The sequence below is a fragment of the Bacteroides sp. AM16-24 genome (assembly GCF_003471885.1).
Classification (GTDB): Bacteria; Bacteroidota; Bacteroidia; order Bacteroidales; family Bacteroidaceae; genus Bacteroides.
Map to the genome: position 1 here is coordinate 21,117 of NZ_QRKI01000022.1, position 12,614 is coordinate 33,730.

General features: G+C 41.6%; 14 protein-coding genes. 7 read left to right on the forward strand and 7 right to left on the reverse strand.

Translation table 11 applies throughout. From position 1 onward, the window contains the following. Positions 1-397 precede the first annotated feature (397 nt). From DW182_RS19575 to DW182_RS19600, 6 genes are all read left to right on the forward strand, one after another. The gene (locus DW182_RS19575; RefSeq protein ID WP_118296545.1) at positions 398-1,000 is read left to right on the forward strand and encodes a DUF6621 family protein; all 603 of its coding nucleotides are present in this window, start codon (positions 398-400) and stop codon (positions 998-1,000) included. Positions 1,001-1,044: 44 nt separating this feature from the next. After that, a complete protein-coding gene (locus tag DW182_RS19580) occupies positions 1,045-1,941 on the forward strand; it encodes a LysR substrate-binding domain-containing protein (RefSeq protein ID WP_118296546.1) in 897 nt (298 codons plus the stop codon). A gap of 190 nt (positions 1,942-2,131) precedes the next feature. Next, complete coding sequence (locus DW182_RS19585; RefSeq protein ID WP_118296547.1) at positions 2,132-3,208, forward strand: YeiH family protein; 1,077 nt, start codon at positions 2,132-2,134, stop codon at positions 3,206-3,208. Positions 3,209-3,384: 176 nt separating this feature from the next. Continuing rightward, positions 3,385-3,900, forward strand: coding sequence for an RNA polymerase sigma factor (locus tag DW182_RS19590; RefSeq protein WP_118296548.1), 516 nt, complete (start codon positions 3,385-3,387; stop codon positions 3,898-3,900). Then, positions 3,881-4,408: a hypothetical protein gene (locus tag DW182_RS19595; RefSeq protein WP_007665648.1), complete on the forward strand. Its 528-nt coding sequence runs from the start codon at positions 3,881-3,883 to the stop codon at positions 4,406-4,408. Before DW182_RS19590 ends, DW182_RS19595 begins: the two co-directional genes overlap by 20 nt. 6 nt (positions 4,409-4,414) lie before the next feature. Next, a complete protein-coding gene (locus DW182_RS19600) occupies positions 4,415-5,188 on the forward strand; it encodes a DUF4252 domain-containing protein (protein ID WP_118296584.1) in 774 nt (257 codons plus the stop codon). 73 nt (positions 5,189-5,261) lie between these two features. On the opposite strand, the gene recA is transcribed toward DW182_RS19600, so the two are convergent. The 3 genes from recA to DW182_RS19615 form a co-directional block, all read right to left on the reverse strand. Beyond that, positions 5,262-6,299 (reverse strand): recombinase RecA, encoded by a 1,038-nt coding sequence (gene recA / locus DW182_RS19605; RefSeq protein WP_007665644.1) that lies wholly within the window; start codon positions 6,297-6,299, stop codon positions 5,262-5,264. A gap of 161 nt (positions 6,300-6,460) precedes the next feature. Then, positions 6,461-6,907 carry a thioredoxin-dependent thiol peroxidase gene (bcp, locus tag DW182_RS19610; RefSeq protein WP_167507391.1) on the reverse strand — a complete coding sequence of 149 codons (447 nt, stop codon included), beginning with the start codon at positions 6,905-6,907 and terminating at the stop codon, positions 6,461-6,463. 96 nt (positions 6,908-7,003) lie between these two features. Then, positions 7,004-8,197, reverse strand: a complete 1,194-nt coding sequence (locus DW182_RS19615; RefSeq protein WP_118296549.1) for a saccharopine dehydrogenase family protein — start codon at positions 8,195-8,197, stop codon at positions 7,004-7,006. Positions 8,198-8,461: 264 nt separating this feature from the next. Here DW182_RS19615 and DW182_RS19620 point away from each other — a divergent pair, with 264 nt between their 5' ends. Further along, complete coding sequence (locus DW182_RS19620; RefSeq protein WP_118296550.1) at positions 8,462-9,253, forward strand: META domain-containing protein; 792 nt, start codon at positions 8,462-8,464, stop codon at positions 9,251-9,253. 64 nt (positions 9,254-9,317) lie between these two features. On the opposite strand, the gene DW182_RS19625 is transcribed toward DW182_RS19620, so the two are convergent. The 4 genes from DW182_RS19625 to DW182_RS19640 form a co-directional block, all read right to left on the reverse strand. After that, positions 9,318-9,644: a multidrug efflux SMR transporter gene (locus DW182_RS19625; protein WP_115502947.1), complete on the reverse strand. Its 327-nt coding sequence runs from the start codon at positions 9,642-9,644 to the stop codon at positions 9,318-9,320. A gap of 71 nt (positions 9,645-9,715) precedes the next feature. Then, positions 9,716-10,279 (reverse strand): Crp/Fnr family transcriptional regulator, encoded by a 564-nt coding sequence (locus DW182_RS19630; RefSeq protein ID WP_118296551.1) that lies wholly within the window; start codon positions 10,277-10,279, stop codon positions 9,716-9,718. Positions 10,280-10,477: 198 nt separating this feature from the next. After that, on the reverse strand, positions 10,478-11,053 hold the full coding sequence (locus tag DW182_RS19635; protein ID WP_118296552.1) for a Crp/Fnr family transcriptional regulator: 576 nt from the start codon (positions 11,051-11,053) through the stop codon (positions 10,478-10,480). Further along, positions 10,992-12,425 (reverse strand): MATE family efflux transporter, encoded by a 1,434-nt coding sequence (locus DW182_RS19640; protein WP_118296553.1) that lies wholly within the window; start codon positions 12,423-12,425, stop codon positions 10,992-10,994. Before DW182_RS19640 ends, DW182_RS19635 begins: the two co-directional genes overlap by 62 nt. Positions 12,426-12,614 lie beyond the last annotated feature (189 nt).

A 12,614-nucleotide genomic window follows, 5' to 3' on the forward strand; every position in this document is an offset into this window, starting at 1 on the left:
AAGATGAGATAGCGGCAAGGTTACTTCAAAAGTGCATAGTTGGTTATGAATTTAAAGATAAATTACTATTCCTTTCTGTTCGAAGATTCCGATTTTTGGAAAAAAGTTAAAGATGTTGATTTGTAATATGTTGTATATTAGGTGTTTAAAAAGAAGGAGTCTAACATAACGGCTGAGGTACCCTCACATAACGGCTGAGGTACCCTCACTTAACGACTGAGATACCCTTGCATAACGACTGAGGGTACCTCAAATAACGTCTCAAGTCATATGTAAATATAAAAGAGTAAATCTCAACTTTTTATTTGGTTTATATCGGGAAATTTTTGAATAGTTTTCATGCTGGGTTAAAAGGATTATCGTATCTTTATCCCTTAAAAATAGAATAGAGCAGATTATGGCAGAAAATGTAGAACTCGCAGAGAATGTGGTACTGGTGGATGTAGCATATTTCAATGATGTGGTTAAGGACTTAAAGAAATACTTTGAATTGCAGTTGGGACGTCCCTTGCAAAATATCTATGTGGAAGAATGGGCTTCTTATCTGGCACTTGATTCTGGTGTTCGTGATAAAGAAAACAATATCGGAGTGCTTTTTGTACATGATGGGCAGACTGATAAATTGCTTCATTGTGATCCCGCAGATTTAAATAAAGACTTAAATGGGGTGGGATTTACGAATCAGTTAGGTGAGTTTTCATTCATTTCTGTTTCTTCTGAGGGACTTGTTTCCCGGGCGAACCTCTATCTTGATCTGCTGAATATAGCACTTGATTCTGCTGATGTGAAGCGTCTTATGCTGGTTCCGTTTATAGATGATTACGGTGTTAAACTTATGGAGGTTCTTGAGGAGCATCTAAGGGAAGCTGATCCGGAAAAATCGAAAGAAATTTTTCTTTTCAATATGGATGAACCTGCTCGTCCTCTTGGTTGTAAATGGGATTTGCTAGGTTATTCCATGATGCGTGCGTTAGGCATTAAAGCCGAAGAATTGGAATAGTCCTGTTATTAATCACCTATTATTAATCCTTAATCACTAACTCCGTGTCTGATTTTCGATTAAAAGTATTTCAATCTGTGGCGAAGAATCTGAGTTTCACGAAAGCTTCGCAAGAGTTGTTTGTCAGTCAGCCTGCCATAACAAAGCATATACAAGAGTTGGAGAGTACCTATCAGGCGCGTCTGTTTGATAGGCAAGGTAGTAAAATCAGCTTGACGGAAGCTGGTAAGTTGCTGCTGGAGCATTGTGGCCGTATCTTGGAAGATTACAAGCGACTGGAATATGAAATGCATCTGCTGCATAATGAATATACGGGAGAACTGCGTTTGGGGGCCAGTACTACAATTGCCCAATATGTTTTGCCTCCGTTGCTTGCCAGCTTCATTAAGAAATTCCCGCAAGTAAACCTTTCGCTGATGAATGGTAATTCACGTGAGATAGAAGCTGCTTTACAGGAGCATCGCATAGACTTGGGGCTGGTAGAGGGCGTTTTTCGTTTGCCAAATCTGAAATATTCTCATTTCTTGGATGATGAACTTGTGGCTGTGGTGCACACTAAAAGCAAGTTGTCATTACCGGAAGAGATTACTTCCAAGGATATGCTGAGTATTCCTTTAGTACTTCGTGAACGTGGCTCCGGTACGCTTGATTTGATAGAGCGAGGTTTGAGTCAATGTGGCATTAAGCTTTCTTCACTCCAGGTGTTGATGTACCTTGGCAGTACGGAAAGCATTAAGCTTTTCCTTGAAAATGCAAATTGTATGGGGATTGTCTCTATACGTTCCATCAGTCGTGAATTGGCTTCTGGTATTTTCCGTGTGGTTGAAGTGAAAGACATGCCTATGCTCCGTGATTTCAGCTTTGTGCAGCAGCAAGGGCAAGAAGGAGGATTGGCGCAAGTTTTCATGCAGTTTGCAATGCATAATGGAAGTAAACTGTAATTTTGCAAGTGTTATCTGTGCACATTAATTTTAAAATGTGAAGTGCTTTGTAGTGAATAGTGGGGTGATTTTTGCTTGGCTATTACTTTCTGTTATCATGTATAATGAGATTTAAATAGGATAGAAAATGTGAATGACGTACCTTTGCGCCAGTTAAAAAACAAACATTATAAATACTAAATTTAACTTTATGTTTAGTCGTGGTAACAGAGGTAATACTTTGCATGGCATTCTGCTGATTGCCTTATTTTCTTTTTCAGCTTTTTATATAGCTGAGATTCCTTTCGTAAAAAGTCTTTCTTTTAGTCCGCTAATTGTGGGTATCATCTTGGGTATGGTATACGCCAATAGCTTACGTAATCATTTGCCGGAGACATGGGTGCCGGGTATAAAGTTCTGTACTAAGCAAATACTACGTGCAGGCATTGTGCTGTATGGCTTTCGTCTGACGCTGACGCAGGTGGCAGAAGTCGGTCTGCCTGCCGTGGTTGTTGATACCATTGTAGTGGCTGGTACAATTTTTCTGGGTATCTGGTTGGGCAAATTGTTGAAGATAGACAAGGATACGGCATTGATGACCTCTACGGGCAGTGCCATTTGTGGTGCGGCGGCAGTGTTGGGTGCCGAACCTGTAGTAAGGTGTGAAGGGCATAAAACGGCTATTGCCGTGTCTACTGTTGTTATTTTCGGTACGATTTCTATGTTTCTATATCCAATTATGTATCGTGCCGGACTACTTGATGGTTTAAGTAATATGGGAGTTGCTATTTATACGGGTAGTACTTTGCATGAAGTTGCTCACGTGGCGGGTGCGGGTAATGCAATGGACCCTACGGATGCATTGGGCATTGCCGGACCGGCGACTATTACAAAAATGATACGTGTGATGATGCTGGCCCCTGTATTGGTTATAATGAGTTTTGCCTTGGCAGGGCGTAAGAGAGTGGATGCTGAAGGTAAGGCAGTGAAAAGCAAGATTACTATTCCTTGGTTTGCTTTTGGTTTTATTGGAATTATTTGTCTGAACTCTCTTTTGCAATATTTGACAGGTGCGGAGACAGTGAAAGAAATTCCTCTAAATGGGGCGATTGAATATATAGATACTTTTATGTTGACAATGGCTATGACGGCATTGGGTACTGATACCAGTATTGATAAATTCAAGCAAGCCGGTGCCAAACCGTTTGTTTTGGCTTTTTTACTTTACATATGGTTGGTAGGTGGCGGTTACTTGTTGACTAAATATCTGGTGCCGGTGTTGGCATAATCTGATTTATATGTGGAGCCCGGAGAGACTTTGTCCGGGCGTTAAGGTTTCGCTCCTGCAAACTGATAAGTTTTGTAGGGGCGATTTTTTTTATTTTCTTTGTAACAAAGTTCCGTCCCTTTACGTCTAACAAATAGATACAACAAATAAACAGGATTGAGATACAGAAAAAGCCCATGGATGCTGAAAGTTTTAAAAATGAGTTTCTGCCTTACCACCGCAAGCTATACTGTGTAGCCTATCGGCTACTGGAGAATGCGGCCGATGCGGAGGATCTGGTTCAGGAAGCCTATCTGAAGCTATGGGATAAGCGAGAAGGATTGACGGTTATCAGCAATCCGGAAGCGTTCAGTGTCACTTTGGTAAAGAATATGTGCTTTGATTTGCTCCGTTCAGGAAAATATGTCTTATCCAGACAGACGGTAGAATTAACTGCTGCGCAGGATGTTTCTCAAAATGATAACCTGGAAGTGCGCGACGAAGTACGGCAAGTAAAAGATATCATTGCCCACTTGCCCGAACAGCAGCAACGGATTGTGAACCTGCGTGACGTCAAAGGATGCTCTTACGAAGAGATAGAACAAGTGACCGGGTTGAATTCTACAAATGTTCGTGTACTGCTGTCCCGGGCAAGGAAAAGAATACGTGAGGAATTTAATAAATGGAATAACTATGAAAGTCGAGGAAATTGAAAGGCTGCTCACCGAGTTTTACGAGGGGAACACTACCGAGAGCCAGGAAGAGGCGTTGAGAGATTATTTCAGAACAACGGAAGTACCTGAACATCTGCAGAAGGATAAAGAAATTTTTCTTAGCCTTTATCAAGACGCAGATAGAGATGTGGAAGTTCCTGCGGGGCTGGGGGATAAACTAAGCCTGCTGATTGATGAAAAGGCTGAGGAAGAGCAAAGGTTCTTCAGTCCTAACAAGTCCAAACGCAACTGGCGCTGGATTGGAAGTGTTGCAGCTACCATATTGGTGATTATCGGTATAGGGTATGGGGTCGAAAATCTCGGAAGAGGGGTGTGTCCGCCTACACCGCAAGATACATTCTCTGATCCGGAAGAAGCTTATCAGGTGCTGCAAGCTACTTTAATGGAAGTTTCTACCAATTTGAACCAAGGCATTGCTCAGGTGAAGGAGACGCAGGTTGATATGAAGAAAGTAAATCAGGAAATAAAAAAAGAAATACAAAGATAAATGATTATGAAACTCAACAAGATTTTATTGGCAGGTGTGTTGCTGATGTTACCCCTGCTCTGCCAGGCGCAGAAAAATATATTCAACACCTACAATGATATGAAGGGCGTCTCCTCCGTTTATATCTCAAAGGCGATGATTGAAATGAATCCTAACCTGTTCACGAAAGATATCTATATAGGAAAGGTATCCGGTAAATTGGATTGTGTGCAGATTCTTTCTACGATGGATAGCAATATCAAGAAAGACATGCGTAAGGATTTGCGTGCATTGGTGCAGTCCTCTAAGTATGAGTTGCTGATGAAGCAGAAAGGCACCGTATCCAGTTCCGAATTTTATATCAATAGGAAAGGGGATAAAGTAAAAGAGCTGATTATGATTATTGATGGTGCTGCCAACTTGAAGTTTGTTTATCTGGAAGGCGAAATGACTTTAAAGGATATTCAGAATATCATGATGTATCAGAATACAAGTATGAATGAGGGAGGGAATGTATATCGTATCGTAGATGGTACTCTTGATTTGGCCGATTTGGGCGTTTTGAATGGTCTGCAAGGATTAGAGAGCTTGCAAGGATTAGAGGGTTTACAAGGCTTGGAAGGTTTAAAGAGTCTGGAAAGCTTAAAAAGTCTGGAAAGCCTGAAAGGATTGAAAAGTTTGAAAGACTTAGGTAAGTTGAAAGATAGCGAATATTTAAAGAAACAGATGGATGCTGATACCTGGAAACGATTTGAGGAAAGCATGGAGATGCTTGAAAAGCGTTTGGAAGACCTAGAATGAGGCCATCTGCTGATAGGTGTAAATAGTTTGTTGAAAAGGGGGAGCCGATTCCGGTTCCCCCTTTATTGTGAAATTATTTGTCCTTTCTAAGTGCCTCGAAAATCAATCCTTCCAGTTCTTCTGCCAGTTCTGGATTATCGGCAACCACTTGTTTGGCTGCATCACGTCCCTGTGCCAGTTTCGTTTCATTATAGCTGAACCAGGAACCGCTTTTCTTGATGATACCTAAATCTGCACCCAAATCAATGATTTCACCGGCGCGGGAAATACCTTCACCGAACATGATATCAAATTCTGCTCTACGGAAAGGAGGTGCCACTTTGTTCTTTACTACTTTTACTTTAGTCTGCTTGCCTAATACTTCGTCACCGTTCTTGATAGCCTGGCTTCCGCGAATATCCAGACGTACCGAAGCATAGAACTTCAAGGCATTACCACCGGTAGTTGTTTCAGGATTACCGAACATAACGCCAATCTTTTCACGCAACTGATTGATGAAGATACATGTGGTACGCGTCTTGCTTACGGCTGCTGTCAGTTTACGCAATGCCTGAGACATCAAACGTGCCTGCAAACCAACCTTATTGTCACCCATGTCACCTTCGATTTCTGCTTTTGGAGTCAGAGCAGCTACAGAGTCCACGACGATAATATCGATTGCAGAAGAACGGATCAGCTGCTCTGCGATTTCCAGAGCTTGTTCTCCATTGTCCGGTTGAGAAATCAATAGGTTGTCTACATCTACACCCAGCTTGGCAGCATAGAAACGGTCGAATGCATGTTCTGCATCAATGAATGCGGCAATGCCCCCTGCTTTTTGTGCTTCGGCAATGGCATGGATAGCCAGAGTCGTTTTACCGGAAGATTCCGGACCATAAATTTCAATGATACGTCCGCGGGGATAGCCGCCAACGCCAAGTGCTACATTCAGTCCGATAGAGCCCGTGGGGATTACTTCTACTTGTTCGACGCTTTCGTCTCCCATTTTCATGATAGAACCCTTGCCGAAGCTCTTTTCTATCTTGTCCATAGCTGCCTGCAAAGCTTTCAGCTTTTCGCTTGGTGCTATTTTATTTTCGTTCTCAAAATTAAGTTCGTCTTTCTTTGCCATCTTTATGTTTACGATTTTACGAATTACGATTCAAATTAGTTTATTTACGATTTACAAATTTACGAATTACGATTTAAATTAGTCTATTTAGCAATTTGGGATTTCCGTTTACCTTACAAGAGTTACCTTTAATCGTAAATCGTAAATAGTCAAATCGTAAATTATAGGATTTGTGCGGCGTGGTCTTTGGTTTTTACTTCCTTCGGCGTGATAATCCGCTCTATCACCCCTTCTTCGTTTATAATGAAGGTGGTGCGGAAAGTACCCATATACTTACGTCCGTACATACTCTTTTCTCCCCATACTCCGAACTGCTCTACGAGTTTCTTGTCCGTATCTGCAATCAGTGGAAAGGGTAGATTATTTTTCTCTATAAATTTCTGGTGCGACTTTTCATTATCTACGCTTACGCCAATTACCTCGTAACCGGCTTTGCGTAGTTCAGAATAGTTATCACGCAGGTTGCAGGCCTGTGCCGTACATCCCGAAGTCATATCTTTAGGATAGAAATAAAGAACTATCTTTTTTCCTTTATAGTCGCTGAGGCGGATTTCTTCGCCTTTTTCATTGATGCCCAGTATTTCGGGCGCTTTATCTCCGACTTGCATAATCTATAATTAAATTAAAAATGAAGAATGAAGAATTTCCTTTCGGTATGCTTTCACCGTGCAGCTGAATTCTTCATTTTTAGTTCTTCATTTAGTTTATACTTCCAAATCTTTATCAAACACCTCATGCCACGGCAATCCTTGTTTGTTTAGTTGTTCCATGAACGGGTCCGGATTAAATTCTTCCACATTCCATACCCCCGGCTTCTTCCATAGTCCTTTGAGGAACATCATGGCACCTATCATGGCAGGAACACCTGTTGTATAGCTAACTCCTTGCATGCCGGTTTCCTTATAGGCTTCCTGATGGCTGCAATTATTGTAAACATAGTAAGTGCGTTCTTTACCATCTTTCAGACCACGGATACGGCAACCGATGGAGGTTTCTCCTTCGTAATTTTCGCCCAGGTCTTGCGGGTTGGGCAATACGGCTTTCAGGAATTGCAACGGAACAATCTTCACTCCGTTGTAATCCACTTCATCGATGCGCGCCATACCAATATTTTGGATTACTCGCAGATGAGTCAGATATTCCTGACCGAAAGTCATCCAGAAACGTGCACGTTTAATGGTTGGGAAGTTTTTCACCAAAGATTCCAGTTCTTCGTGATATAAAAGATAAGAGTCACGTGGCCCGATATTCGGGTATGTCAGATCTTTATGGAGTTCCAGAGGTTGAGTAGTTACCCATTTTCCATTTTCGTAATAACGTCCGTTCTGTGTGATCTCACGGATGTTGATTTCCGGATTGAAATTCGTGGCAAATGCCTTGTGATGATTGCCCGCGTTACAGTCTACAATATCCAGATACTGCATTTCATCAAAATAATGCTTGGCGGCGTAGGCAGTATAAATACCACTTACACCCGGGTCGAAACCGCAACCCAGGATAGCGGTCAGTCCGGCATCCTCAAAACGTTTCTTGTATGCCCATTGCCAGCTGTATTCAAAGTGAGCCACATCTTTCGGTTCATAGTTGGCAGTGTCCAGGTAATTAACTCCGCTTTTGAGGCAAGCTTCCATAATGGTAAGATCCTGATAAGGGAGTGCTACGTTTATGACGATTTCGGGTTTGAAGCTATTAAAGAGAGCTACCAGTTCATCCACATTGTCGGCATCCACCTGTGCGGTTCGGATGTTAGGGTTACCGATTGCTTTTACGATAGCGTCGCATTTGGACTTTGTGCGGCTGGCAATCATAATCTCAGTGAATACATTCGGATTTTGAGCCACCTTGTGCGCAACGACGGTACCTACACCGCCTGCACCGATAATAAGAACTTTACCCATTTCTTTTAATAACAAATTACGAGTTACAAATTATAAACTAAAGGACGGAATCTTTCCGTCTCCATTTCATGATAAAAAGTACGTTTCCCTCATCAGGGAACCTCTTTTTTTATGGTGAGCAAATATAGGATTTAATTCGCAGATAAACATTAAAATCCCACTAAATACTTTTCAAAAAAAGCTTCTATTTCTAAACAAACTGCTTGTATTTGGGTTATTTTGTATATATTTGCCCCGTAAAATTAACTTAAACAACGAATAACAATGAAGAAAGTTTTAGTTTCTCTCTGTATGGCAGGGGCTTTGGTAGCTCTGTCATCTTGTCGCTCGTCCAAGGATGCTGCGACATTATCTTCCATTAGTGGTGAATGGAATATTATTGAAATAAATGGTGCTGCTGTAGTGCCTGCTCCTAATCAGGAATTCCCTTTTATCGGTTTTGATACAAATACCGGAAAAGTATTCGGTAACAGTGGTTGCAATCGTATGATGGGTTCGTTTGATGTGGATGCTAAACCCGGTACAATTGATCTCGGTGCCATGGCAAGCACACGCATGGCTTGTCCGGATATGACCTTGGAACAAAACGTTTTGTCTGCTTTAGGACAAGTGAAGAAATATAAAAAACTGGGCAAGGAGAATATAGCCTTGTGCGGTTCGTCCAATCGCCCTATTATTGTATTACAAAAGAAAACCCCTACAGTGAAATTATCAGATTTGAGTGGTAAGTGGATGATTTCTGAAGCCGGTGGCCAGGCCATTCCCGAAGGCATGGAGAAGCAACCGTTCATTGAATTTAATCTTCCGGAGAAGAGAATACACGGTAATGCCGGTTGTAATCTTATTAACGGTGGATTTGTTGCAGATAATGAGAATTCCTCTGCTATCTCTTTCCCGCAGCTTATCAGTACAATGATGGCTTGTCCGGATATGGAAGTGGAAGGCCGTGTGATGAAAGCATTGAATGAAGTAAAGTCTTTCGGTAAATTGGCAGGCGGTGGCATCGGACTTTATGATGCAGACAATACGCTGGTGATGGTGTTGGTGAAGAAGTAATCCGTAAAAACTGGATATAGCAAAACGGGATGTCAATATCTAATTGACATCCCGTTTTTTAGTTTTAATGAGAAACAACTTTTAAACCGATGATCGAACCGATCAACGTTACAATGAAAAGTAATCTCCATACGGTAGCAGGCTCTTTGAATATCAGTATGCCTGCTAATACAGTTCCCACTGCACCTATTCCCGTCCATACTGCATAAGCCGTACCAATAGGCAGGGCTTGTGTTGCTTTTATCAGTAAAAACATACTGATACTCATAGATACTAAGAAACCGGTGAACCACCAGTACATTTCACTGCCTGTTGTTTCTTTTACTTTGCCCATGCACGATGTAAATGCTACTTCGAACAACCCGGCTACAATCAAATATATCCAACTCATAACTTTTATTTTTTGTGTGTAAAGTTCATGAATTATTTTGACTTGTTATTTAACAAATGATAAAAAGTGATTTACCTGAATTTGGCCCGGATACGGCTTAAACTGACTTGGGTGATGCCAAGATAAGAAGCTATATAGCCTAATTGTACTCTTTGTAGCAGATCAGGAGTGTGATTCATCAGGTCCCTATAGCGTTCCAGAGATGTTTTGAATTGTCTGCCGATAAATCTTTCCTCTGTTTTTAGCAGTTCCTGTTCTGCAAATTCTCTTCCCCAGTTAGCAATATGTATGTCTTTGCCGAATAGTTCATGCAAGGATTGTTTCTTCATTTCATATAGTTCACATTCTTTCAGAAGCTCTATATTTTCATAGCCTCTTTGGTTGGATACATAGCTTTTCATTGAAACTACTGTGTCGCCTTCACGTCCGAACCAGAATGTAATCTCGTTGTCAGCTAACTCTGTATAAGCGCGGACAATACCTTTCTTGATGAAATATACCTTGGTTTCCACTTTATCTGCTTTAAATAAAATGTGTCCTTTGGGATAAGTAACCTCAGAAATAATCTCTTTTAGCGTATTCTTTGACGCTTCCGGGAGTTTGCCTATATGATCAATAATCTGATTTATATCCATATGAGTACTGTTTTATATCTCGTTTTCATGATATATGATTCATGCCTGAACCCTATCTGCGACATACTTGCTCCGTATCTTGTCCGCATAGAGGTACCTCCGAATGGGGAATGTACGGAGCAAGTATGTCGCAGATAGGGTTCAGGCATGGAGTTGACAGGGTGAAGAAGGGAAAAATTTCATAAAGGTTTTATGAGTTTATCTTCTTCTTTTTAATCCAGCCCGTATTCTGCTCAATGACTGTGGGGTAATGTATAAATAGGATGCCAGATGTTTCAATGGAACATATTGCAATAATTCCGGGTTCTCTTCCATCAAGGTTAGATAACGTTCTTTGGCGCTTGGAGTACCGTATGCCAATGTGTAGCCGTCAATGAATAGTATTTCCTGTTCAAAGATTTTTCGACCGAAGTTAGATAACTCTATGGAACTGTTGAAGAGCTCTTCTAAATCCGGTTTGGCAATATAATAGGCAGTACTTTCATTCACAGATTCAATATTCACTTGTGAAATTTCATTATTGACATACCCCCAGGATGAAAAGGCTATTTCGCCTGTTCCGGCAAACCAGAGAGAACTTTCTGTTCCGTCTATCATATAATAAGCACGCCAGATGCCTTTCTTAAGAATGTAGAAGTTGGTGTTCCGTTCTCCCTCTTTCACAATTAATTCTCCTTTGCCAAAATGATATTCTGTCATGTGTGACAAAAGTTCATGCAGGTTTTTTTCCGGAAGTCTGTATCTTTGGCAGAATTTCTTTATCATCGTTTCCATGTGGCAAAGATACTATATTTTCTTTACGCTCCCTTTTCGCTTTTATATAAATAATAAGTATGAAAAGGGTGGTTAGTAACTCTGCCAAGGGAGTTGCCAGCCAAATACCCGCGTTGCCAAAGAGCAGGGGAAGTCCAAAGAAGCAGGCCGTTAGCAGGACGAACCCACGTAATAAGGTAATGATAGTGGCATAGCGTGCCCGTTCCACACTTTGGAAGTATCCGATAGATACGATATTGATGGCAAAGAAAATGAAGCCGGTAGCATACAAAGGAAGCCCCTTACTGGCTATCTCATAGGCCGGATAACTGCGGTCGATGAACATGGAAACAATCTCTGAGCTGAATAGGGCGGTTATGAAGGCAAAAATAGCACCGCAACCGACAGCTGTTTTCAGCGCCAGCAAGTAGGCACGGCGGACGCGAGCAGTTTCATGTAGTCCGTGGTTATAGCTGATAATAGGCTGGGCAGATTGTGCAATGGCATTGTATACCATAAATATAATAGGAAAGAAGTAACACGCAATGCTGAACGCTGCTACACCTTCTTCCTGCAAATAATGGATAAATACGATGTTTCCAACGAACATCATACAGGCAATAGCTACTTCGCACAGGAATGCAGAAGATCCCAAACGGCACATGTATCCTATATTACGGCGGGTCAGCTGCATACTTTTACGAGTGAGTTTTACAGGGTAAAAGCGTAAGGCACATTTGTGACGTGAGAGATAGATGATTATCATCAATGCTCCCACCGTAGTACCAATAGCACTGGCAATAGCTGCACCGAACATACCCCATCCGAAAGGGAAGATAAAGAGATAATCAAGAATGATATTCAGAACGGCAGCCACTACATTGCACATCATGGCAAAATTGGGTGATCCGTCGAGGCGCAGGAAAAACATTCCCGAATTAAGCAGGGCGGTAAATACCGAGAATGGAACAAACCACAGCATATACTCTATAGCCAGTGGAGTCAGGCGCTCGGAACCACCTAAAAGGTGTACTATTTGTGGAGCAAATGAGCAAAATAATGTAGAGGTACTTATCAGCAATAGTGAAGATACAGCTATAGACTGTGTGATATTGATGCGGGCAGCTTTTACTTTTCCGTGTGATAAATGGATAGATGCCACAACAGATGCCCCTACGCCAAACATTAATCCGACACCAGTGGAGAATAACCAGAGTGGAGCTACTATGTTTACTGCCGCCAGGGCATCACTGCCGATACCTTTTCCAACGAATATTCCGTCCGTAATGACAAATAATGCAGAAAATATCATTCCCAGTACGGTAGGGAGTAATAGTTTGCGGAACAGTGCCGCGATGTCTGTGTTTTTAAAATCAATGCTATCTCTTTCCATATTACATTAGTTACAAGCTACAGGCTACGAGTTACGAGTTACGAGTGGCTGCGCTATGATGCCGAAAGGCACTTGTCGCTTGTAGCCTGTCACTTGTAGCTCTTAGCTTTTTCGCCGACAAAAGTAGTGCTTTTGCATGAAGGAGCGATTAACAAATGGTAATTTTCGACAGAAAAAAGCAGTTGTATT